The 21,577-nt window shown below is 60.3% G+C and carries 20 protein-coding genes, 1 tRNA gene and 1 pseudogene; 8 read left to right on the top strand and 14 right to left on the bottom strand.

Features of this window, described 5'->3' with window-relative positions; all coding sequences use genetic code 11:
* Positions 1-60 precede the first annotated feature (60 nt).
* Together ACNA0J_RS12800 and dnaQ are read right to left on the bottom strand one after the other, a co-directional pair.
* Positions 61-135: transfer RNA gene (locus ACNA0J_RS12800), tRNA-Val, on the bottom strand.
* 113 nt (positions 136-248) lie between these two features.
* Positions 249-980: a DNA polymerase III subunit epsilon gene (gene dnaQ / locus ACNA0J_RS12795; RefSeq protein WP_415819233.1), complete on the bottom strand. Its 732-nt coding sequence runs from the start codon at positions 978-980 to the stop codon at positions 249-251.
* A 307-nt stretch (positions 981-1,287) separates the two neighbouring features.
* Here dnaQ and ACNA0J_RS12790 point away from each other — a divergent pair, with 307 nt between their 5' ends.
* On the top strand, positions 1,288-1,527 hold the full coding sequence (locus tag ACNA0J_RS12790; RefSeq protein ID WP_415819232.1) for a hypothetical protein: 240 nt from the start codon (positions 1,288-1,290) through the stop codon (positions 1,525-1,527).
* Positions 1,528-1,531: 4 nt separating this feature from the next.
* Here ACNA0J_RS12790 and ACNA0J_RS12785 read toward each other — a convergent pair whose 3' ends face one another.
* From ACNA0J_RS12785 to ACNA0J_RS12770, 4 genes are all read right to left on the bottom strand, one after another.
* Positions 1,532-4,630, bottom strand: coding sequence for an efflux RND transporter permease subunit (locus ACNA0J_RS12785; protein ID WP_415819231.1), 3,099 nt, complete (start codon positions 4,628-4,630; stop codon positions 1,532-1,534).
* On the bottom strand, positions 4,627-5,775 hold the full coding sequence (locus ACNA0J_RS12780; RefSeq protein ID WP_415819230.1) for an efflux RND transporter periplasmic adaptor subunit: 1,149 nt from the start codon (positions 5,773-5,775) through the stop codon (positions 4,627-4,629). Before ACNA0J_RS12780 ends, ACNA0J_RS12785 begins: the two co-directional genes overlap by 4 nt.
* Positions 5,776-5,956: 181 nt before the next feature.
* Positions 5,957-6,418 (bottom strand): ribonuclease HI, encoded by a 462-nt coding sequence (gene rnhA / locus ACNA0J_RS12775; RefSeq protein ID WP_415819229.1) that lies wholly within the window; start codon positions 6,416-6,418, stop codon positions 5,957-5,959.
* A gap of 42 nt (positions 6,419-6,460) precedes the next feature.
* Entirely contained in the window at positions 6,461-7,237 is a 777-nt protein-coding gene (locus tag ACNA0J_RS12770; protein ID WP_415819228.1) for a class I SAM-dependent methyltransferase, read from the bottom strand.
* Positions 7,238-7,257: 20 nt separating this feature from the next.
* Here ACNA0J_RS12770 and gloB point away from each other — a divergent pair, with 20 nt between their 5' ends.
* The 4 genes from gloB to fabI all read left to right on the top strand — a co-directional run bounded on the left by gloB (position 7,258) and on the right by fabI (position 10,300).
* The gene (gene gloB / locus ACNA0J_RS12765; RefSeq protein ID WP_415819290.1) at positions 7,258-8,070 is read left to right on the top strand and encodes a hydroxyacylglutathione hydrolase; all 813 of its coding nucleotides are present in this window, start codon (positions 7,258-7,260) and stop codon (positions 8,068-8,070) included.
* A gap of 10 nt (positions 8,071-8,080) precedes the next feature.
* On the top strand, positions 8,081-9,128 hold a 1,048-nt coding region (locus tag ACNA0J_RS12760; RefSeq protein ID WP_415819227.1), incomplete at its 3' end, for a transglycosylase SLT domain-containing protein.
* A 12-nt stretch (positions 9,129-9,140) separates the two neighbouring features.
* The coding region (locus ACNA0J_RS12755; protein ID WP_415819226.1) for a LysM peptidoglycan-binding domain-containing protein at positions 9,141-9,463 on the top strand (323 nt) is incomplete at its 5' end.
* A gap of 54 nt (positions 9,464-9,517) precedes the next feature.
* Entirely contained in the window at positions 9,518-10,300 is a 783-nt protein-coding gene (gene fabI, locus ACNA0J_RS12750) for an enoyl-ACP reductase FabI (RefSeq protein WP_415819225.1), read from the top strand.
* A 109-nt stretch (positions 10,301-10,409) separates the two neighbouring features.
* Here fabI and ACNA0J_RS12745 read toward each other — a convergent pair whose 3' ends face one another.
* The 3 genes from ACNA0J_RS12745 to ACNA0J_RS12735 all read right to left on the bottom strand — a co-directional run bounded on the left by ACNA0J_RS12745 (position 10,410) and on the right by ACNA0J_RS12735 (position 14,524).
* Positions 10,410-11,336 (bottom strand): dihydrodipicolinate synthase family protein, encoded by a 927-nt coding sequence (locus ACNA0J_RS12745; RefSeq protein ID WP_415819224.1) that lies wholly within the window; start codon positions 11,334-11,336, stop codon positions 10,410-10,412.
* 29 nt (positions 11,337-11,365) lie between these two features.
* Positions 11,366-12,688, bottom strand: a complete 1,323-nt coding sequence (locus ACNA0J_RS12740) for an MFS transporter (RefSeq protein WP_415819223.1) — start codon at positions 12,686-12,688, stop codon at positions 11,366-11,368.
* A 99-nt stretch (positions 12,689-12,787) separates the two neighbouring features.
* Positions 12,788-14,524 carry an IlvD/Edd family dehydratase gene (locus ACNA0J_RS12735; RefSeq protein WP_415819222.1) on the bottom strand — a complete coding sequence of 579 codons (1,737 nt, stop codon included), beginning with the start codon at positions 14,522-14,524 and terminating at the stop codon, positions 12,788-12,790.
* 129 nt (positions 14,525-14,653) lie between these two features.
* On the opposite strand from ACNA0J_RS12735, the gene ACNA0J_RS12730 reads away from it, so the two are divergent.
* Entirely contained in the window at positions 14,654-15,640 is a 987-nt protein-coding gene (locus ACNA0J_RS12730) for a LysR substrate-binding domain-containing protein (RefSeq protein WP_415819221.1), read from the top strand.
* Here the strand turns inward: ACNA0J_RS12730 and ACNA0J_RS12725 are convergent.
* Entirely contained in the window at positions 15,615-16,013 is a 399-nt protein-coding gene (locus tag ACNA0J_RS12725) for an OsmC family protein (RefSeq protein ID WP_415819220.1), read from the bottom strand. The genes ACNA0J_RS12730 and ACNA0J_RS12725 overlap by 26 nt on opposite strands.
* Before the next feature lie 250 nt (positions 16,014-16,263).
* Here ACNA0J_RS12725 and ACNA0J_RS12720 point away from each other — a divergent pair, with 250 nt between their 5' ends.
* Positions 16,264-16,974: a tellurite resistance TerB family protein gene (locus tag ACNA0J_RS12720; protein WP_415819219.1), complete on the top strand. Its 711-nt coding sequence runs from the start codon at positions 16,264-16,266 to the stop codon at positions 16,972-16,974.
* Between the two features lie 23 nt (positions 16,975-16,997).
* Here ACNA0J_RS12720 and ACNA0J_RS12715 read toward each other — a convergent pair whose 3' ends face one another.
* From ACNA0J_RS12715 to ACNA0J_RS12705, 3 genes and pseudogenes are all read right to left on the bottom strand, one after another.
* A complete protein-coding gene (locus ACNA0J_RS12715; protein ID WP_415819218.1) occupies positions 16,998-17,828 on the bottom strand; it encodes an IclR family transcriptional regulator in 831 nt (276 codons plus the stop codon).
* A gap of 119 nt (positions 17,829-17,947) precedes the next feature.
* Positions 17,948-18,739 (bottom strand): SDR family oxidoreductase, encoded by a 792-nt coding sequence (locus ACNA0J_RS12710; protein WP_415819217.1) that lies wholly within the window; start codon positions 18,737-18,739, stop codon positions 17,948-17,950.
* A gap of 41 nt (positions 18,740-18,780) precedes the next feature.
* Positions 18,781-19,627, bottom strand: a pseudogene (locus ACNA0J_RS12705) (tripartite tricarboxylate transporter substrate binding protein); the annotation flags it as partial.
* 310 nt (positions 19,628-19,937) lie between these two features.
* On the opposite strand from ACNA0J_RS12705, the gene ACNA0J_RS12700 reads away from it, so the two are divergent.
* A complete protein-coding gene (locus ACNA0J_RS12700; RefSeq protein ID WP_415819216.1) occupies positions 19,938-20,684 on the top strand; it encodes a class II aldolase/adducin family protein in 747 nt (248 codons plus the stop codon).
* 82 nt (positions 20,685-20,766) lie between these two features.
* On the opposite strand, the gene ACNA0J_RS12695 is transcribed toward ACNA0J_RS12700, so the two are convergent.
* A complete protein-coding gene (locus ACNA0J_RS12695; protein WP_415819215.1) occupies positions 20,767-21,552 on the bottom strand; it encodes an enoyl-CoA hydratase/isomerase family protein in 786 nt (261 codons plus the stop codon).
* Positions 21,553-21,577 lie beyond the last annotated feature (25 nt).

Here is a 21,577-nt window from a genome sequence, read left to right as displayed (position 1 = left end):
TGTGAGCACCGCGAAAACAAAAAATGCCGACTATGTGCCGGCATTTTTCTTTGGATATCCTGGTGGGTGGTACAAGGTTCGAACTTGTGACCCCTGCCGTGTGAAGGCAGTGCTCTACCACTGAGCTAACCACCCAAAGAAGCGGAATTCTAGCATAGAAAAATCCCGCACGGCAAATGCGACTGAACGCGACGACTCCCTCGGTTTTCTCTCGGTAAAAACGACGCCACCAAGAGGAGCCCCCCATATCACGCGTCGGCGACCACCTCTTTCGACACGTCCAGACTACGCCACACGCAGTCCCCTCCTACCGATTTATCCAGACTGGCCAAATATTCCTCATGCTCAGCCAGTTCCTCTGCAGACGCCACCAACACGGGCAGCCCAGTGCCATCAAACGCCTTCAGCGTCACGCCCGCGCCGTTGGACGGCCCGCTGTCGTCGATGTCGATCAACAGCGCATCCTGCCCACGGGTCATGGCCAGCCAGACTTCGCCCAGCAGTTGCGAGTCAAGCAAAGCGCCGTGCAGCGTCCGGTGCGCATTGGACACCCCTAGACGATCACACAGGGCGTCCAGCGAGTTCCGTTTACCCGGATACAACGTCCGCGCAAACAACAGCGAATCCGTGATCTTGTCGCACAACCCGGCTAGTTCTCCGCGGCCGATGCGTTTGAGCTCGGCATTGAAGAACTTCACGTCAAACGCGGCATTATGGGCGATGAGTTCCGCACCCGCGATGAATTCGAGAAACTGATCGGCCACTTCGCTAAAGCGCGGCTTGTCCGACAGAAAGTCCGTCGTCAGACCGTGTACCGCCAACGCCTCGGGGTCGCTGTCGCGGTCCGGATTCAAATAAATGTGCAGGTTATTCCCGGTGACAGTCCGGTTGACGATCTCGACGCAGCCGATTTCAACAATCCGGTGCCCCTGATTAGGGTCCAGGCCGGTGGTTTCAGTATCGAAAATGATTTGGCGCATGTCAGGCTATTTGGTAACAAGAGGTATGCCGCGAGGCGCGGCACGGCTGGTATCCGGGCCAGCACACTGGATTTGCGGCATGGCAGCCGCCCTCAGCGGCCGGATACGGCACCCTAAACGAAGCCATTAGTGTACCTAGCATCCAGGCACCCGGCAGGCCAGATGGAGATTTCAATCCGTCGACCATGCTCGCGTCGGCATGCTACTTGCGAGGGACACATGTCGTCACGGCCTTCGAGCTGGCGCCCACCTAAGCTGGTAATGAGTCGCGGCCTGCACCGCACTCCTTGCTCATCAGGAGCTCATCATGGAAAAAACTGCCCGAGAGAATGTTCCCTCAGAACACAGTGATACCGATGTTCGGTCACCGAAAACGCCCACCGATCCCGTCCATGGCACCGGCATCATGCCTATGCCGGACGATGCACCCGAGGTCGCGGGACGCCCCCGCCAGGGACGCGTCATTACGCCTCCCGGCGAACCCGGCGTGATCACCCCCGAAGACGACGTGCTGGATACATCGCAATCGGATAGGCAGGACCGCTGAAGCGTTAATGCTCGCCCGAAGCCGCAGCCTTGGTGCTGGCGGCGGCGTGCGCCTTGTCGTCGCCGCCGGCGTCGCGACGCAGCCGGGCCTTTGCGATCAAGGTATACGCCACAGGCACCACGAACAAGGTCAGAAATGTCCCGAGCATCAGTCCGCCGACGAGCACCCATCCAATCTGCTGCCGGGACTCCGCGCCTGCCCCGGTCGACACCGCCAGCGGCAACGTGCCCAACACCATCGCCCCCGTGGTCATCAAAATCGGACGCAGTCGCAGCACACTGGCCTCGATGACAGCCTCGAACAGCTCATGCCCCTCGTCACGCAATTGATTGGCGAACTCGACGATCAGGATGCCGTGTTTGGTAATCAAACCGACCAGTGTGATCAAACCAATCTGGCTATAGATGGACAAGGTGCCGCCGCTCAGCCAGAGCGCCAGCAACGCCCCCGTCATGGACAAGGGCACCGACAACATGATGATGAACGGATTGCGCCAGCTCTCAAATTGCGCAGCCATCACCAGATAGATGAACGCCAGCGCCATGGCGAACACCAGATAGATACTGCCCGACGAATCGCGGAACTCGCGTGACTGGCCGTCCAGATCGGTCTGCAAGGTATGGGGCAGCACTTGGCGCGCCACCTCCTGCATGTGGGAGAGGACTTCGCCCAGCGCATAGCCAGGCGCCACCTCGGCCTCGATCTTCACTGCACGCAGGCGATTGAAGTGGTTGAGCGATTGAGGCGAGACGCTCTCATGCACCGACAGCAGATTGTCCAGTTGCACCATGCTGCCGTCGCGCGTACGGACATAAATACCCGAGATATCCGTCGTGTTGCTGCGATCTTGCGGCAAGACTTGCACGATCACATCGTACTGTTCGCCGTCGTCTTTGTAGCGTGTCACTTGCCGCCCGCCCAGCATCGACTCCAGCGTACGGCCCACGACGTCAACCCCCGCGCCCACATCGGCCATTTTGTCGCGATCCACCTGTACACGCAGTTCGGGGGTATTCAAACGCAGATCCGTATCCAGGTTGATCAAGCCCGGATACTCACGCAGCGCGTTCATATACACGTCCACCAGCTTGTCCAGCTCGGCATACGAGGACTGGCTCATGATGATGAACTCGACCGGCTTGGAGCGCGAGGATTGCCCTAATGAGGGCGGATTCGTCGGAAAGGCCTTGACCCCGGGCAGCGAGGCGAACTTGGACTGCAACTCGCGCGCGATCTCCTGTTGTTTGCGATCGCGCTGCTCCCAGGGCGCCAAGCGCAAAATCGCCGTACCGTCAGTGACGGTAGGGAAACCGATCGACGACTGATAGGCCTCGGTTTCCGGAATCTGGGCGTAGAACTGTTCGATCTGCTGCACGCTCTCGAGCATGTAGCCCAGCGTAGCGCCCTCGGGGGAGGTCACTCTGCCGTAAATCGCGCCGCGGTCTTCCACGGGCGCCAACTCGCTTTTAACCACTGAGAACAAGACGCCGCTGCCTGCCGCCACGAGCAGGCCGATGATCACAATGAGCGCCCGTTGATGCAAGGCCCACAGCAAAGCCCGGCGATAGCCGTTCGCCAAACCATTGAGCCAACCCTCGATCAGGTTGTACCAGCGGCTATGGCTGGATTGATGGCGCAACAAGACTGAGCACATCATGGGTGTCAGCGTCAGCGCGACAAAACCCGACACCAGTACCGCGCCGGCCAACGTCAACGCGAACTCGATGAACAGTTTGCCGGTACGCCCTGTTGCGAATGCCAGCGGTGCGTACACCGTGACCAAGGTCAGCGTCATCGCCACCACGGCAAAACCGATTTCTTTCGATCCCTGCAATGCCGCCTCGCGGCGTGGCATGCCGTTTTCGATATGGCGGAAAATATTTTCGAGCACCACGATGGCGTCATCGACCACCAGACCGATTGCCAGCACCATGGCCAACAACGTCAGGGTGTTGATCGAAAAGCCAAACATGTACATCAGGCCGCAAGCACCAATCAACGACACCGGAATCGTCACGATCGGGATGATGCTGGCCCGCAAATTCCGCAGGAAAAAGAAAATGACCAGCACCACCAGCACAATGGCTTCGAGGATGGTGTGGTACACCGAGCCGATGGAACGCTCGATGAACGTGGACGTATCGTAGGCGATATTCAACCTCATCCCATCGGGCAAGGTCTCATTCAATAGCGCCACCTCATCACGCACCGCCTTGGACAGATCCAGGGGATTCGCCGTGGACTGCTTGGTCAGGCCGATGTTGATTGCGTTCTTGCCGTTAAAGCGTGACAACACGCGATCATCTGCGGCGCCGACCTCGACCCTGGCCACATCGCGCATCCGTACGGGATAGCCTTTGACGTTGGCGACCACAATATCCGCGAACTGTGCAGGCGTCTGCAGATCCGTTGACGACACGACCGTGAACTCGCGATCACGCGACTCGATGCGGCCGGCGGGAATCTCCACATTCTGGCTGGACAGTGCGTTCTCGACATCCTGAACCGTTAATTGATAGGCCGCCAGCTTCGCCCGATCGACGTATATCCGCATCGACGGCAGGCGTTCGCCGTACACGCGCACTTCCGCAGCCCCGGGCAGCACGGACAGGCGTGTCTTGATATAGCGGTTGATGTAGTCCGATGTCTGGATCACGGATAGCGAGCCGGACTCCACCGCGATATAGATGACCGGTGTGGCATCGGCCTCGACCTTGCCGATGATGGGCTCGTCGATCTCGTCCGGCAGGTAACGGCGCGCGCGGGATACTTTGTCGCGCACCTCGGCGGCGGCGGCATCGGGATCCCGTGACAGATTGAATTTGATGTTGATATAGCTGCGTTCGGACCGGCTGCGTGAGGTCATCACGTTCACCCCTTCGATACCGGCCAACTGGTCTTCGAGGGGTTTGGTGACCTGCGATTCAATCACCTCAGGCGAGGCGCCTTTGTAGGTCGTGCTGACCGAGACAATGGGCTCGTCGATGTTGGGATATTCGCGGACCGTCAAGCGCGAATACGAGATCAGTCCGATCAAGACAATGATCAACGACAAGACCGATGCAAATACCGGCCGCTTGATGCAGACCTCGGACAGAATCATGATCGACTCGCCTGTTGTCCCTGCGCCTTGCTCTGCGCCGGCCTCGTGGCGGCCACCGGGGCCACCTCGACCGGCGCCCCATCAGTCAGCCGCTGAAAGCCGGCGACCACGACCTGATCCCCCGCCGCAACGCCCGTCAGGATCTCGACCTGACCATCCCGGCGCTCGCCCAGAGTGACCTCGGTGCGGCGGGCGTGCCCCTCTCGCACCGTGAAAACATACTGTGCCTGGCCCGAGGGCGCGAGCGCCGCTTCCGGCACCGCCAGCACATCGTCGGCCCCAAACAGCAGTTGCACGCGGGCAAACATACCCGGCCGCAACCGCGAATCCGGGTTGGGGATCGTGGCACGTAACAGGATAGAACGGCCGCCCGCATCCACCAGCGGACTCACCGCATATACCTGCCCCTGGCGCTCTGAGCCAGGCAGCGCATCGAGGCGGATGGTCAGCGACTGACCCACCTGGATTTTGTTGAAATACATCTCGGGCACACGGAAATCGACCTTCAGAGGATCAATCGCCTCCAACGGAGCGAGATCCTGCCCCTGATCGACATAATCCCCAACCGACACACTGCGCAAGCCCACCATGCCGGCAAAAGGCGCTCGTATGGTCATCTTGTCGAGCCGCGCCTGTGCCAATGCCGTGGCCGCCTGTTGCACTTTCAGGTTGCTGCCGGCCTCGTCCCGTGCCTGCTGGCTGACAAAGCCCCGCCCCTGCAACTCGACGGCACGGCGATAATGCGTTTGCGCCAACGCCAAATTAGCGCGAGCCTGATCGAATTCGGCCCGGGACACCGAATCGTCCAGCCGGATCAGTACCTGTCCACGCTCTACCGGCTGGCCTTCTTTGAAATCGATAGTCTTAATACGGCCCGCAACCTCGGGACGCAACACGACCGACTCATCGGAGCGCAGACTGCCGACTGCGGAAATACCGCGCGTGAATTTCAGCTGCTGGACGTGAGCCACCTCGATACGCACCGTATCCATGGGCTTGGTTTTCGGTGTGGCAGATGCCGCCGTTGGAGAGGCGTCTGCCACAGGCCCCGTAGGGGTCGCCAACCAGCGCGGGACCCAAAACCCCAAGGCCGCGCCCGCGGCGAGCCCGACCGCGATGGCGGTCAGCAGTACAGCTTTTTTCATGCGCAATGATCGCGGTGCGTAAACATGCCGGGCCGCGCGCGTTGCTGGCCCGACGGGGTGGAAACAAGCTATGGACCTGGCACTGTAGCACCAGCGGTTTACATACTGGCACAAAGTTGGCCGGCGAGAGCGATCTGCAGACCATTTCCAGGGTATTCCCGCATGAAAGCCGCCGTAAAAGTCACCCCTTCCGCACGCTCTCCACGCCCTGGTTTGCCAGGGCATCGGCACGCTCATTGCCCGGATCCCCGGCATGACCACGCACCCAGCGCCAGTCCACCTGATGGCGCGAGACCTGTTCATCCAGCGCCTGCCAGAGTTCTACGTTTTTCACGGGCTTTTTATCCGCAGTCATCCACCCGCGGCGTTTCCAGTTGACCAGCCACTCGGTCATGCCCTTCATGACATATTGCGAGTCGGTGTGAATCCGTACCTTGCACGGCCGCTTGAGCGTTCGCAGACCCTCGATCACGGCCAGCAACTCCATGCGGTTGTTGGTCGTGCCGGCCTGACCACCATACAGCGTTTTCTCGTGGTCGCCGGCACGCATCAACACTCCCCAGCCGCCGGGCCCGGGATTGCCTTTGCATGCCCCATCCGTCCACATTTCAACCTGCGGACCACTATCGTTGTTTGTTTGCATTGTTCCTACTGTTAAATCAGATGAGACGCCCTTGACGCCTCATCACGTTTTGCCCGGCCCCGCCTCGCGATTGACGACGACCGGCGCGGCGCGGGTGCGCCGGCGGCGCTTGGCGGATTTCCAGGCAGGACCGACCAATCGCATACCTGCCACCCGCTTGACGGCGGAGACAACATAGACTGCACCGCCCAACGCCCACCAGCGCTGCCCATAGGTTTCCATGAATTGCCATCGCTGCAGCCATTTTTCAGTCCGGCACGCCGGGGCATAGCAGCCGAAACGGCCGGGCCCGACATCGAACGACAAGAGCTTCAGCCAATCCTTCAAGCGCGGCAAGGATACCTGAGCCGAAGGCGGCAGCGGCAGCCATGGCTCCATCCCAGGCGTCCAATTGCGTGCGCCCCAGAGGCTCCAGGGATTGAAACCCGAGATGACCAGGCGCCCTTCCGGCACCAGTACACGCTCGGCCTCGCGCAGCACGTCGTGGGGTGAGTCTGTGCACTCGAATGCATGCGGCAATACCAGCAAGTCCACGCTTTGCGATTCGAACGGCAACGCGTCTGGCCGCGCCACCACACATCCCTGCCACAGGGCCGCCTGCTCGGGACTGGGCATCTGCGCCCCGACCCAGCCCTTGAAGGGCATCCGATTGGCCTGCAGCAAATTAAACTCTGCAAAACCGACTTGCCAAGCGTAATATCCGAACACATCCGCCACGATGGCGTCGAACTGCGAGCGCTCCCAGGCCAGGACATACTGTCCTGGCGGTGTCTGAAACCACTCAGCTAGTTCTACAATCGGCGGAGTTTCCTCGGTCACGTCGACGTCCCTGAAAAATGATGCAAACCCTGCCTGTCACGAATGGCGACGGCACTATCCTGCCGCTGCCCGCCTTTTCCGACAACTATATCTGGGCCATCGTGCGCGGCAACAATGCCGTCGTGGTGGACCCAGGCGAGGCCGGACCGGTGCTGGACCTGATCGCGCAGCGCGGGCTGCAACTGCGCGCCATTCTACTCACCCATCACCACGGCGACCATGTGGGGGGAGTGCTGGAATTGCTACGCCATGCCCCGGCCACCGTCTACGGCCCCGCAAACGAGCGCCTGCCGCACTGCGATGTCCGGCTCGTTGAAGGCGACCAAGTCACCCTGCCCGAGGTGGGCCTGACGCTATCGGTCCTGGACGTTCCCGGGCATACAGCTGGACACATTGCTTACTTTGGCAGGGTACAAGACCAGGAAAAACCCGTATTATTTTGCGGCGATACCCTGTTTGCGGGTGGCTGTGGCCGGTTATTTGAGGGTTCGCCCGCACAAATGCACGCCTCTCTGGCAAAATTCATATCCTTACCCGCCGATACACAGGTTTGCTGTGCGCACGAGTACACTCTATCCAACTTGCGCTGGGCCATGGCAGTTGAACCTGCCAACCATACCCTGCAACAGTGGTATCAGCGGGCCCAGCAATTACGCGAACACGACTGTCCCACCGTGCCGACCACCATGGCACTAGAATTGGACACAAATCCGTTCTTGCGCACCAGCCAAGCCGCTATCATTCAGGCTGCCCGCCAGCAATCCGGACAAGCGCTGGACACACCTGTGGCCACGTTTGCGGCTTTGCGTGAATGGAAAAACGATTTCAAGTGACAATGACCCGATGACCCTGTTTAGACTTCTGCTACCTGTTGTTCTCGCCATCCTTGCCGGTTGTGCCGGAACGCCGCGCCATTCGGCCACTGCGGCACCCACCACCAACAACAACAAGCAGCAGTATGTCGCAGCAGACACTTCGCGTACTGTCGATCTGACCAATCCCCCCGTTGATGCCTGGGACCGCATCCGCCGCGGTTTCGCCATCCCCAATCTGAACACCGAGCTGGCGCAGGAATGGACCGACTACTATGCGGCCCACCCCGAATCGGTTCAGCGCATGGCCGAGCGGGCCGGCAAATATCTGTACTTCATCGTTGAAGAAGTCAACCGCCGCGGCTTGCCCACCGAGCTTGCCTTGCTGCCTTTTGTCGAAAGCGCCTACAACCCGACTGCGCTATCGCGCTCGCAGGCTTCCGGCCTCTGGCAATTTGTTCCGGCGACGGGCCAGTATTTCAATCTGAAGCAAGACTGGTGGCGCGACGAACGGCGTGACCCCATCGCCTCGACCTACGCCGCACTGGACTATCTGGAAAAGCTGTTCGAAATGCAGGGTGACTGGTATCTGGCCCTGGCGTCATACAACTGGGGCGAAGGCTCGGTACAGCGCGCAATGGCCAGAAACGAAGCCGCCAACCAGCCCTCGGACTATTTGTCGCTGAACATGCCCGAGGAAACGCGCAACTACGTGCCCAAGCTGCAGGCCATCAAGAACATTATCGCCAACCCGCGTAAATACGCCGTCGTTCTGCCGCCCGTCGACAATACGCCCTATTTCGCCATGGTGCGCAAAAACCGCGACATCGACCTCGAAGTCGCGGCCCGGCTCGCAGAAATGCCACTCGAGGAATTCAAAGCCCTGAATCCCTCGTTCAACCGTCCGGTTATCCGCGGCGAACACCAGCCCACGCTGCTGTTGCCGACAGATCGAGTGGAAACGTTCAATGCCAATTTACAGGCTTATAAGGGCGACCTGACCTCCTGGAAGGTCTACCAACCCCGCCGCGGCGAATCCTATGCCTCGATCGCCAAGCGTTTTGGCGTCACCGAAGTGGNGCNGCGCNNCNCCAACGGCGTATCCCGCCGCACCAAATCTGCCAGCGGCGCCAGCCTGTTGATCCCAGCCAGCGAGCCCGGCGGCGTCCAACTGGCCTCTCTCGAAACCCCGGCCGGCGTAGCTGTCCCGCCGGCCTCACGTTCGGCACGGCGCACTACGGCAATTCGCCCCAATGTCCGCACGCACAAGGTACGCTCGGGCGACACCCTGAGCAGCGTCGCCCGGCGCTATGGCACCTCGGTCGACGCCCTGCGCGCGCTCAACAACATGAAGGGCAGCAACCTGAAAGTCGGCGCACAACTGCGCGTACCGGGCACCGGCACGCGAGGCTGATCGTTACGCTTTAAAATAGCTGCCTTTCCGCACGGAATTCATAGGACACGACACATGGGCTTTCTCGCCGGCAAACGCATTCTGGTCACCGGGGTGCTTTCCAACCGTTCCATCGCCTACGGCATTGCACAAGCCTGCCACCAACAAGGCGCTGAACTGGCTTTCACCTATGTGGGCGACCGTTTCAAAGACCGCGTCAGCGAATTCGCCGCCCAATTCGGCAGCGATATCGTGCTGCCCTGCGATGTGGCCGAAGACAGCCAGATCGAGGAGACGTTCACTGAATTAGGCAAACGCTGGGATGGCCTGGACGGCCTGGTGCATTCGATCGGCTTTGCGCCGCGCGAAGCCATCGCAGGCGATTTTCTGGATGGCCTCTCACGTGAGGGCTTTCGCATCGCCCACGATATCTCGGCCTACAGTTTCCCCGCCCTGGCCAAGGCCGCCCTGCCCCTCATGGAGGGCCGCAAGGCATCTGTATTGACCTTGACCTATCTCGGCGCCGAACGTGTTGTTCCCAACTACAACACGATGGGCCTGGCCAAGGCCTCGCTCGAAGCCAGCGTCCGCTACCTGGCGACGGCGCTCGGCCCGCGCGGCATCCGTTCCAACGGCATCTCGGCCGGCCCCATCAAGACCCTCGCCGCCAGCGGGATCAAGGACTTCTCCTCGATCCTGAAATTCGTCGAGGCGCATGCTCCCCTGCGCCGCAACGTCACCATCGAAGAGGTCGGCAACGTCGCCGCCTTCCTGCTGTCGGACCTGGCCGCAGGCGTGACGGGCGAAATCACCCATGTCGATGCCGGTTTCTCGACGGTCACACCGGGCATGGAATAAGCCGGCGGATTAACACCCACCAGGATCCACTGCCGCTCTCTGCAACAATGGCCTAAAAAATGCCCCGGTTTTGCGGGGCATTTTTGCGAGCAGTCGGCAACAGTAAGCCTCAATGCCCCCAACGCAAAACCAGCGGGTCAAGCCGGCGTGCGATATCGAGCAGTTCGCGGCGTGTTTCCGGGTGCATCGGCGGCAGGGGATGACGGGGTGCGTCGCAGGCGATCACACCGCCCTCCTTCATCAATGCCTTGGCTGCCAGCATGCCGGCCTGCCGGTTTTCGTGATTGATCAGCGGCAGCCAACGCTGATACAGCGTAAAGGCCGCATCGGCGTCCCCAGTGCGAAACGCCTCGATAATGGGACGAATTCCATCGGGAAAGCCGCCACCCGTCATCGAGCCGGTCGCGCCAGCGTGCAAGTCGGCCAGCAACGTAATGGCCTCTTCGCCATCCCAGGGACCTTCGATCGCATCGCCGCCCAAGCGGATCAACTCGCGCAGCTTGGCAGCCGCACCCGCGGTTTCGATCTTGAAATACGAAACGTGTTCGACTTCACGCGCCAATTTCGCCAAGAACGCGGCGGACAGCACCGTACCGCTGGCAGGCGCGTCCTGCACCATGATGGGAATGTCGATGGCATCTGACACCCGGGCATAAAACTCCGCTATCCCGGCCTCGGGCACCCGAAAGGTTGCACCGTGGTACGGCGGCATTACCATGACCATCGCCGCCCCCATATCCTGCGCACGGCGGCTGCGTTCGGCGCAGACTTGGCTGGCATAGTGCGAGGTCGTCACGATCACGGGGACACGCCCCGCCACGTGCTCCAACGCTGTACGCGTCAGTAGCTCGCGCTCATCATCTGCCAGCGAAAACTGTTCGGAAAAATTGGCCAGAATCGCCAGGCCGTCCACGCCGGCATCGATCATAAAGTCGATGGCGCGCTTCTGGCTGGCCAGATCCAGTGTACCGTCCTCATGAAACGTGGTCGGCACGACCGGGAAAATGCCACGATAAGGCGTCGAGGGATGAGGCATGTTATGTGTTCCGTATCAAATCAATCAAATCAGCGCTTGCCGTCCAGCGCAGCACGCACGACAAAGGTCATCACCACTGCAAACACCAGCATGATGGCCAGAAAATACAGACCGCCCGAGGTACTGCCGGTGGCGTCCTTGATGTAGCCGACACCGAACGGCCCAATATATCCGCCCAGGTTCGCCAGCGAATTGATCATTGCAATACCCACCGCGGCACTGCCTCCGGTGAGAAACTGCCCCGGCAGCGCCCAGACCACGGCCTGGATAGAGTAAATGGAAAATGCGGTCAGGCAAATAAAGAAAAATTGCAGCGCCGGCGACGTAAACCAGGCGCTGGCGGCCAGGGTAATCGCCGCAGCCCCCGACACGATAGCGATATGCCAATAGCGCTCGCCGTGCTTGTCCGAATGCCGAGGCACAATGAGCAGGCCCACCACAGCGAACAAATAAGGCACCGCCGACAGGAACCCCGTCATCGAGTCGGTCACACCGAACTGTTTAATGATGGTCGGCAACCACATCGACAGACCGTAAATCGCCAGCGGAAACGGCAGGAACAACAATGCCAGCATCAGCACGCGTCTGTCAGCCAACGCCTTGAGCGGATTGCCATGCGATTTCAACGCATGCGTAGAGGCATCGGCTGCCAGCTCGCGTTCGATCCATGCGCGGTCATCCGCGTTCAACCACTTCGCCGTCGCAGGCGACTCCGGCAAAATGCGCAAGGTCGGCAAACACAGCAATACTGCCGGCAGGCCGCTCACCACAAACAGCGTCTGCCAAGGCGAAAGCCCAAACCACCCACTGCCGTCCAACAACAAGCCCGCCATCGGCCCGGTCACGATCAAGGCAATCGGCTGAGCCAGCACCAGCAGTCCAATGATGCGCGCCCGATGGCGCAGCGGAAACCATTTGGTCAGGAAATACAGAATGCCGGGGTACAACCCCGCTTCAGCCGCACCCAATAAAAATCGCGCGATATAAAACGTCGTGGCGTTGTGGATCAACGCCATGGCCATCGTAATCACGCCCCACGTAAACAAAATGCGGGCAAACCACCGGCGCGCGCCAAAACGCTCCAGCGCCAGATTGCTGGGCACTTCAAACAAGAAATAACCGATGAAAAACAATCCCGCGCCAATGCCATAGGCGGTTTCGCTAATGCCGATGTCGGCATTCATATGCAGCTTGGCAAAACCCACCACAGCGCGATCGATATACGCCACGATATAGATCAACGCCAAAAAAGGCAGCAGTTTGCGCACGAGCATGCCGACGATGCGTGACTCTTCTCCTTGCTCGGCGGTTGCGGGCGCGGCCACCTGGCCGCTGGATGCGACAGTCGTCATTAATAGTCTCCGTTTTAATTTCTGTGCAGCATGACGACTCAGCGCTGCGCGAGCCCTGCAACAAAGGGCTCGGCACGCATCGTCATCCTGGTCTTGTGATCAATGCGAATGGCGTGGCACCGCCGATCCTCGGCAACCGACGAGAAAGTCCAGATCGCAACCTTCGTCGGCCTGCAGCACGTGATCGACGTAGAGGCGTCGATAGCCACCGTCGGCGGGTGCAGCATTCTTCTGCACTGCCGCCATGCGGCGCTGGTACTCGTCTTCGGGAATATCGAGATGCAAGCGGCCAGCGTCGCTATCGAGCTCGATCCAGTCGCCGTCTTGCACGATGGCGAGCGGCCCGCCCGCGGCTGCCTCGGGTGCCACGTGCAGCACGACCGTGCCATATGCCGTGCCGCTCATACGTGCATCGGAAATACGCACCATGTCCTTGATGCCCTGGCGCAGCAGCTTGGGTGGCAGCCCCATATTGCCCACCTCGGCCATGCCCGGATAACCGCGCGGGCCGCAGTTTTTCATGACCAGCACCGAGTCGGCATCGACGTCCAGATCCTCGTCGACGATGCGCTCTTTGTAGTGCTCCAGATTTTCGAACACCACGGCGCGGCCGCGATGCTTGAGCAACTCGGGCGTCGCCGCCGAGGGCTTGAGCACCGCGCCACGAGGCGATAGATTGCCGCGCAGAATACGAATGCTGCCATCGCCGATCAGCGGGTTATCCAGCGGACGAATCACCTCGTCATCATAGATAGGCGCCTCTTTGACGTTGTCCCAGATCGTATGGCCATTGACAGTGAGCGCCTGCGGATGCGGCAACAGTCCGGCCTCACCCATGCGGCGCAGCACAGCAGGCAGGCCCCCGGCATAGTAGAACTCTTCCATCAGGAAACGTCCCGAGGGCATCAGGTCGACAATCGTCGGCATGCCCTGCCCGACGTGCGTCCAGTCTTCCAGCTCCAACGGCACGCCCATACGGCCCGCGATGGCCTTCAGATGGATGACCGCATTGGTCGAACCGCCGATTGCCGCGTTCGTGCGAATCGCGTTTTCAAACGCTTCGCGCGTGAGGATTTTCGACAGCGTCAGGCCTTCCAGTGCCATCTCGACAATGCGCCGGCCCGACATATGCGCCAGCACATAGCGACGCGAATCCACCGCAGGAATCGCTGCATTGTGCGGCAAACTCACACCCAGCGATTCCGCCATACACGCCATCGTCGATGCCGTGCCCATGGTGTTGCAGGTGCCCGCGGAACGCGACATCCCTGCCTCGGCCGACAGGAATTTATGCAGATCAATCTCGCCGGCCTTGAGCGACTCGTGCAGTTGCCACACCGCCGTGCCCGAGCCGATATTCTTGCCATCCAGCTTACCGTTGAGCATCGGACCGCCCGTCACCACCATGGCCGGCACGTCGCAGCTCGCTGCGCCCATCAGCAGCGCGGGCGTCGTCTTGTCACAGCCGCACAGCAGCACCACCGCATCGATAGGGTTGCCGCGTATCGCTTCCTCCACATCCATCGCCGCCAGATTGCGCGTCAGCATCGCAGTGGGGCGCAAATTGGATTCCCCGTTAGAGAACACCGGAAACTCGACCGGGAACCCACCGGCCTCGTACACGCCACGCTTGACGTGCTCGGCGATCTTGCGGAAATGCGCATTACAGGGAGTCAGCTCGGACCAGGTATTACAGATGCCGATGACCGGACGTCCGTCAAACGCATGATCCGGCAGCCCTTGGTTCTTCATCCAGCTTCGGTACATAAAGCCGTTTTTATCGTTGGTTCCGAACCATTCAGCAGAACGCAGCTTGGGCTTGGATTTGTCGGTCATATTGTGTCTCTTCCGGGAATTGCGATGCCGTCGTTGCGGCAGAAAGCGCTAATGTAGATACTTTTTTGTTATCGTTCTAATGAAAATCCAGCCGCTTTCGATATCAATTTACATATTCTCGAAAACCCTATGCTCAACACCCGGCCGTGGTATATCCGTTCGCGCCTGAAGACGCGCCATCTGCTGCTGCTCGTCGCACTGGCGGAAACAGGCAACGTTCATCGCGCGGCCGCGGTACTGTCCATGACCCAGCCCGCCGCCTCCAAGATGCTGCGCGAGATGGAACACATGCTGGATGTCCCCTTGTTCGAGCGTCTGCCACGCGGCGTGCGGCCCACAGAATATGGCCAGGCCCTGATCCGCCATGCGCGGCTATTGGTTGAAAGCCTCGATCAGGCCCGCGACGAAATCTCCAATCTCAAGGACGGACAAGCGGGCCACGTACGCATCGGGGCCATCACCTCACCCGCGGTGAGTCTGCTGCCCGCGGCGGTTGCCGAGATCAAACAACAATGGCCACGGCTGACCATCACTGTCGAAGTCGAAAGCAGCAATCTGCTGCTGGAGCGCCTGGCCCAGGAACGGCTGGATCTGGTTATCGGCCGCCTATCGCCCGAACACGACAAGCTGGCCCTGAATTTCGAACCCTTGGATTTCGAGCCCGTCAATGCGGTCGCGCGCCCCGGTCATCCCCTGTTGCAACAACCTGAGCTCTCTCTGGAACAGGTCGCTGACGCCAGCTGGATCGTGCCGCCCATGGGCTCGGTGCTGCGCCACCGTTTTGAATTGATGTTCCAGCACGCCAGCCTGAGGCCTCCTACGAGCGTCGTGGAGAGCCCTGCGCTGCTGTTCATCACCAGCCTGCTTGAACGCAGCGACATGCTGGCTGTCCTGCCTATCGACGTGGCCAGGTACTACTCGGCATGCGGCCTGGTCGCAACCTTGCCGCTGCCGATGCCCTGCCAGATGGACGACTACGGTCTCATCACCCGTAACGACCGCCTGCTATCACCCGCGACAGCACGTTTGCTGGAAATACTGCGCACCCGTGCTGCCGGCCGGACAGAACCGCTGCGGCCTGCTACGCCTGTTATTGCGGCCGCACCACCAACGTAGACACCTGTACATCCACCGCCGTCATCAACTTGTGCACCGGACATTTCTCCGCCACGGAATGCAGCTCGTCGATCTGGGCGTCGCTGAGTTCGCCGTGCAGCGTGAGCTTGGCTGTCAGGCGATACACCCCTTTGCGCTCCTCCGACGCATCGCGCACGACGTCGACATCGATAGACTCCAGCGGCATTTCCTTGCGCTGGGCATACCACAGCACCGTCAGCGCCTTGCATCCCCCCAGAGCCGTATCGAAATAATCATGCGGATCAGGCCCGTCGCCTTGCGGCTGAGGCATCGCCAAGGGCAGTGAGTGGCCTTCGGCCGTCGCGGTAAATTCCATCGTACGAGGGGCATTCTGGCGGACGCGGATAGTCATTGTTTGCTCCGAAAAGCCTCGGTATTCATACCGGGCAGAAAAGGGATGCAGCTGCACGCTGCGCGGATAGGTTGCGTTGAATTCGTGCACTGACGGACGTCACGCGACGGGCCTTCTTGCTATTTGTAGCATTTTCCGACGGCGTTCCCCCAGCGATACCGCGTAACCTTGCTTCCTGACAGAAAACTGAACTTCCTGTCCCCCAGGCAGTCAGATATCGTTCCGCATTCTCGACAGGAGCCCCTCTTTCATGAGCGCCCGCCAGCTACTAGAACAACTTCTGCAATCCGGCCAAGGCCTGGCCCGTGACGCCAGTACGCGTGTGCAATCCGCCACCGCTGGCGGCAACACGTCGTCCTTTTTGACCGGCCTGGGCGGCGGCGCCTTGGGCGCTGGCGCGTTGGGCCTGCTGCTGGGCAGCAAAAAGGCCCGCAAGGTAGGCGGCAAAGTCGCCATGTACGGCGGCATGGCTGCTCTGGGCGCGCTGGCTTATCGCGCATACGGCGACTGGCAGAAAAAACAGACCCAGCAACCCGCGTCCGCGCCGGCTGCGGCACCGACGCCCGCGCTGACGGCAGAGGCCTTCCAGAGCCTGCCCGCGAGCCAGCTCGAGCAGCACAGTTCAGCCGTGCTGACCGCCATGATCGGCGCAGCCAAGGCCGACGGCCACATCGGCCCCGAAGAACGCCAACTACTGGAGACGGAGCTCGGCAAACTGTCCACAGACGCAGCCGATCGCCGCTGGCTAGAGGCCGAACTGGCCCGCCCGCTCGACCCCAGCGCCATCGCCGCTGCAGCGCAAAGTCCCGAAATGGGCGCGGAAATGTACCTGGCCAGCCTCATCATGGTCGACGAGGAAAGCTACATGGAACGCGCCTATCTGGACGAACTGGCACGCCAACTCAAGCTGGCGCCTGATTTGAAGGCGCACCTGGAAAGCCAAGTGAAAACACCGGCGTAATTGCTGGGCCTGCCAGACGGGCTCTACAGCATATCCGCAGAGGACAACGCCGGCGTCTCGGCCAGACGCTGGCTGATCACCCGGCAAGCCTGCAGCAAGGGCGCGACATAAGCCGTCTCTGGATCGGGTTTTTGGCGAAAGCGCAGCGTACTGACGCTGATGGCCGCCACCGGCATACCATCACGGCCAACAATCGGCGCGCCAAAACAATAAATACCTGCCTCGTTTTCCTCATCGTCCACCGCCCAGCCACGCTGGCGGGCTTGCTCAAGCAACACACGCAAGCCCTTGAGGTCTTTCACCGTATTCGGCATATAGTGCGGCAACGGCTGCGGCAATGTTTCCAGCACCGCTTGCTGCGACGCTCTGTCCAGCATCGCCAGATAAGCCTTGCCCACGGCCGTCGAATGCAGGGAAACGTTGGTCCCGATGCGCGAGTTCATCTGCACGGCGCTCGGGCTTTCGAGCTTTTCAATGTAGACCATGTGCTGGCCATTGGGCACCGCCAGATGCACGGTCTCGCCCGTCACATCGCGCAGCTGCTTGAGTGCCTCGACAGCCGCCAATCGCAACTCGGAACGCCCCCAACTGCGGCTGGCCAACTGAATCAGACGCGGCCCCAGTGTCAACCTTCCCGTATGGGGATGCTCAGCCAATAGGCGCTCGGCCAGCAAAGCGGCCACCGTGCGGTAGACCGTAGGACGCGGATAACCGCTCAGCTTGCTGAGCTCGGCAATCGTCATCGGATCCGAGGTATCCGCCACCAACTGCAGTATGTGCATGAACTTTGAGAACGCAGCAGTCCCTGCGACCTGAGCTGTGGGAGGAGACGCAACGGGCGTAGAGGCTGGCATGGCAATCAATGAAGAGGCTAATCAAAACATGGCGAAGCGCGGGCGGCCGCACAACGAGACGCCCGCACTATCTGCGTATTTTACGGAGCCCGTCAGACAAAGCCCAACATGCTGGACGCTCAGAAAGTCCCGGGATACGTACCGCCGTCGGCCAGCACGTTTTGTCCCGTCATGTAGCCCGCCTGCACGCTGCACAAAAATGCGCAGATCGAGCCGAACTCCTCGGCGTTGCCGAAACGTTTGGCGGGGATTCCTGCCAAACGTGCGGCGCGCAGCGCATCGACTTCTTTGCCAGTCTTGGAAGCAGCCGCCGCCATCGTGGCCTTCAGGCGATCCGTCTCGAACGCGCCGGGCAACAAATTATTGATCGTCACGCCGCGTGCCGCGATGCCACTGCGCGCCACGCCCGCCACGAAACCGGTCAGCCCGCTGCGTGCGCCATTGGACAAGCCCAGCACATCGATCGGTGCCTTTACTGCACTGGACGTAATGTTGACGATGCGCCCAAAGCCACGTTCGGCCATGCCATCCACCGTGGCCTTGATCAACTCGATCGGCGTCAGCATATTGGCCTCGACGGCCTTGAGCCACTGCTCTCGGTCCCATTCGCGAAAATCACCGGGAGGCGGACCGCCCGCATTCGTCACGACGATATCGTAATCGCGGTGCTCGGCAAACACGGCGTCGCGGCCCTGCGGCGTCGTGATATCGACGGCCACGGCTTTGACAAAGGTGTCAGCATTCGGACGGGCTTGCAGCAACTGCTGCTGTGCCGCGTTCAACGCCTCTGCGCCGCGCGCGACGATCACCACATTCACGCCCTCGCGCACCAGCGCCAAGGCGCAGCCGTAGCCCAGGCCCTTGCTTGCCCCACCCACCAGGGCAGTCCTGCCCGCGATTCCTAAATCCATCCTTGATTCCTCGTCTAAAAAAACCGCGCCGCGCACAACGCTTACGGCTTCATGTTGAATTTTTCGATCAGAGCCTTAAAGGTAGCATTGTCGCGCTCGATCTGTGCGGTAAACACTTTCTGGTCCTCGACGACATAGCCCAGATTCTGTTCGTCCATGAATTTCTTCAGGCTGTCTTCCGCTGCAGCTTTGCGAAAAGCTTCGCCCAGCGTATCCAGTACAGGCTGAGGCGTGCCCTTCGGTGCGGCGATGCCTCGCCACGTTCCAATAGACAGATCGATCTTGCGCTCTTTCAGCGTCGGCACATTCTCAAAGCCTTTGACTCGCTGATCCGCCATCACAGCCAGCGTCTTTAATTTTCCGGCTTTCACGTACTGAATGACTTCTGCAGGGCTGACTGCCACGGCATCTATGTGGCCACCCAGCAGTGCCAACACAGCGGGATTCCCGCCCGTGAACGGGATGTGGTTGAATTTCACGCCGGTCTTGTCCTCCAGCGCCGCCGCAGCCAAATGCCAGATGGAACCTACTCCCGCATTGCCTACTTGCATCGTCTCGGGCTTGGCGCGGGCCGCCTCCAGGAACGCTTCGATCGTGTTGTACGGTGAATCGGCCGATACCGTGATCGCCGATGGATCCGCATTGAGCTGGATAATCGGCGTAAAGCTTTCGTACGTGGTCTTGGTCAATCCCAAATGCGGAATGATCACCATATCCGCCGTCACCAAGGCCAACTTGTAGCCATCCGGAGCACTCCTGGCGACTTCGGTCAGGCCGATTCCGCCCGCTGCGCCTGGCTTGTTCAGTATCACGATAGGCTGCGGAAAATGCTTGCGCGACGCATCGCTCATGGCGCGCGCCAGCGCGTCCGTGCCGCCGCCGGCGGCANACGGCACCACCAGCTCCACCGGCCGGCTCGGGAAACTCTGTGCCTGTGCTGCGGGTATGGTGGCAAATGCCGCCATACCGCCAAACAGCGCAGAAACCATACAGCGATTGAATGCACGACGCTTCATCTATCTCTCTCCACACAAAACTGACCACATTATGGTCATAATGTTTATTTTATGGACAGATTATAGGCAGCTTCCCCACATGGACGAGATCCGGGCTTACCCTAGCGGAGTACGTGCAGCAAAATGCGTATTCGCACCTGTCTTGAAAAACGCCGGTCCATTTAGCATGGAGTCACACAGACATGACGCAAACCTATAGCGACGCAGAACGCCAGACTCGTATCGATCTCGCCGCCTGTTATCGATTGATGCCGCTGTTCGGTATGAGCGACCTCATCTACAACCACATCACCGCGCGCATCCCGGGGAAGGACGACGAAATCCTGATCAACCCCTATGGCTACATGTACGAGGAGATCACCGCGTCGAGCCTGATCAAAATCAATGTCCAAGGCGAGATCCTCGACAATCCGCACACAGACCTCGGTCTGAATCAAGCGGGCTACGTCATCCACAGCGCCGTCCATGGCGCACGCCATGATGTCGGCTGCGTGATCCATACGCATTCGCGTGCCGGCATGGCCGTCTCATGCATGAAAGATGGATTACTGCCGTTGACGCAAACGGCCATGCGATTCAAGGACATCCCCTATCACGACTACGAAAGCGTCGCCATCGATCTGGACGAACGCGCCCGATTGGTCGCCGATCTGGGAAAACAGGACGCCATGATTCTGCGCAATCACGGGCTCTTGGTCGCTTCCCCCAGCATCGCCGAGGCGTTCAATGCCATGTACTGGCTCGAAATGGCGTGTCGTGCTCAGGTCGACGCCATGTGCTCTGGCGCAGCCCTGACAATGCCACCAGAGAGCGTTGTCAACAAAACCCATCATCTCTATCAGCCGACTGTCCGCCGGCCATTCGGTTTGATGGAATGGCCGGCCATGCTGCGCTATCTGGACAGGCGCAATCCAGGTTATCAGGACTGACCACACATCCGAGAGCTCGTCGTCATAACTTCGCGACGGCGGCATCGTTTACATGGCGAGGGCCATAGGCCTAGGATCGTACCTAGCGGCCGACGAATACGGGCTTGCGTTTTTGCGCAAAGGCCGTGGCCGCGTTGCGATAGTCCTCGCTGTTATTTGCCCGATCGAATATTTCGTTGATGCGGGCGTCCTGCTCTGCCACGGTACCGGCGGAGATGGCATTCAGTTGCAGCTTGCTGCCCGCGATGGATAACGGCGCGTTGTCCATCATGTCTGCACCAAATTGAATGGCAGCGGTAACCGGATCGTCAGCCGCGACCGAATCAATAAAACCAGCCTGATGCGCTTGCGCGCCATCCACGGACTTTCCCGTATACAGCCATTGCCGCGCCGCGCTGACGCCGATCAAATGCGATAGACGAATCAACTGTATGGTGGGATAGACCAATCCCAGTTTGGCGACAGGCACACTCACGCGTGCACTGCCGTCCCCCACTCGGAAATCGCAACACAAAGCCAAGCTGGCTCCACCACCCACGCATACGCCGCTGATGGCGGCGACCACTGGCGTCGGCGCGTCTTGCACAGCGGCAAAACATGCCTGAATCACTGCGCGATACGCGTCAGCGCGCACGGGATCGCTCAGTGCCTCGCGAAACGCCAAGATGTCGTCGCCCGCGCAAAAATGGCCCGCCGCGCCGGTCAACACGGCCAATCGCACGGAAGTATCTTGCGCAAATCCCAGAAAGGTGTCGCGCAAATCAGTCCATGCCTGCAGGTCGCAGGCATTGCGACGATGCGGACGGTTGATGGTCACAATGGCGATGCGGCCGCCGTCGCGGCGCTCGACTTGGATTTCAGAGGGCATGACGTTTCCTGCGTTTGTGCTGTGG

This window comes from Bordetella tumbae (assembly GCF_965139195.1).
GTDB lineage: Bacteria > Pseudomonadota > Gammaproteobacteria > Burkholderiales > Burkholderiaceae_B > Bordetella_A > Bordetella_A tumbae.
This window is presented reverse-complemented; position numbering and strand designations above follow the sequence as displayed.

Excerpts from the sequence above, each read along its gene's own strand:
- dnaQ (WP_415819233.1), bottom strand. The coding sequence starts at position 980 with ATGCGCCAAATCATTTTCGATACTGAAACCACCGGCCTGGACCCTAAT.
- ACNA0J_RS12790 (WP_415819232.1), top strand. The coding sequence starts at position 1,288 with ATGGAAAAAACTGCCCGAGAGAATGTTCCCTCAGAACACAGTGATACC.
- ACNA0J_RS12785 (WP_415819231.1), bottom strand. The coding sequence starts at position 4,630 with ATGATTCTGTCCGAGGTCTGCATCAAGCGGCCGGTATTTGCATCGGTC.
- ACNA0J_RS12780 (WP_415819230.1), bottom strand. The coding sequence starts at position 5,775 with ATGAAAAAAGCTGTACTGCTGACCGCCATCGCGGTCGGGCTCGCCGCG.
- rnhA (WP_415819229.1), bottom strand. The coding sequence starts at position 6,418 with ATGCAAACAAACAACGATAGTGGTCCGCAGGTTGAAATGTGGACGGAT.
- gloB (WP_415819290.1), top strand. The coding sequence starts at position 7,258 with ATGCAAACCCTGCCTGTCACGAATGGCGACGGCACTATCCTGCCGCTG.
- fabI (WP_415819225.1), top strand. The coding sequence starts at position 9,518 with ATGGGCTTTCTCGCCGGCAAACGCATTCTGGTCACCGGGGTGCTTTCC.
- ACNA0J_RS12745 (WP_415819224.1), bottom strand. The coding sequence starts at position 11,336 with ATGCCTCATCCCTCGACGCCTTATCGTGGCATTTTCCCGGTCGTGCCG.
- ACNA0J_RS12740 (WP_415819223.1), bottom strand. The coding sequence starts at position 12,688 with ATGACGACTGTCGCATCCAGCGGCCAGGTGGCCGCGCCCGCAACCGCC.
- ACNA0J_RS12735 (WP_415819222.1), bottom strand. The coding sequence starts at position 14,524 with ATGACCGACAAATCCAAGCCCAAGCTGCGTTCTGCTGAATGGTTCGGA.
- ACNA0J_RS12730 (WP_415819221.1), top strand. The coding sequence starts at position 14,654 with ATGCTCAACACCCGGCCGTGGTATATCCGTTCGCGCCTGAAGACGCGC.
- ACNA0J_RS12725 (WP_415819220.1), bottom strand. The coding sequence starts at position 16,013 with ATGACTATCCGCGTCCGCCAGAATGCCCCTCGTACGATGGAATTTACC.
- ACNA0J_RS12720 (WP_415819219.1), top strand. The coding sequence starts at position 16,264 with ATGAGCGCCCGCCAGCTACTAGAACAACTTCTGCAATCCGGCCAAGGC.
- ACNA0J_RS12715 (WP_415819218.1), bottom strand. The coding sequence starts at position 17,828 with ATGCCAGCCTCTACGCCCGTTGCGTCTCCTCCCACAGCTCAGGTCGCA.
- ACNA0J_RS12710 (WP_415819217.1), bottom strand. The coding sequence starts at position 18,739 with ATGGATTTAGGAATCGCGGGCAGGACTGCCCTGGTGGGTGGGGCAAGC.
- ACNA0J_RS12700 (WP_415819216.1), top strand. The coding sequence starts at position 19,938 with ATGACGCAAACCTATAGCGACGCAGAACGCCAGACTCGTATCGATCTC.
- ACNA0J_RS12695 (WP_415819215.1), bottom strand. The coding sequence starts at position 21,552 with ATGCCCTCTGAAATCCAAGTCGAGCGCCGCGACGGCGGCCGCATCGCC.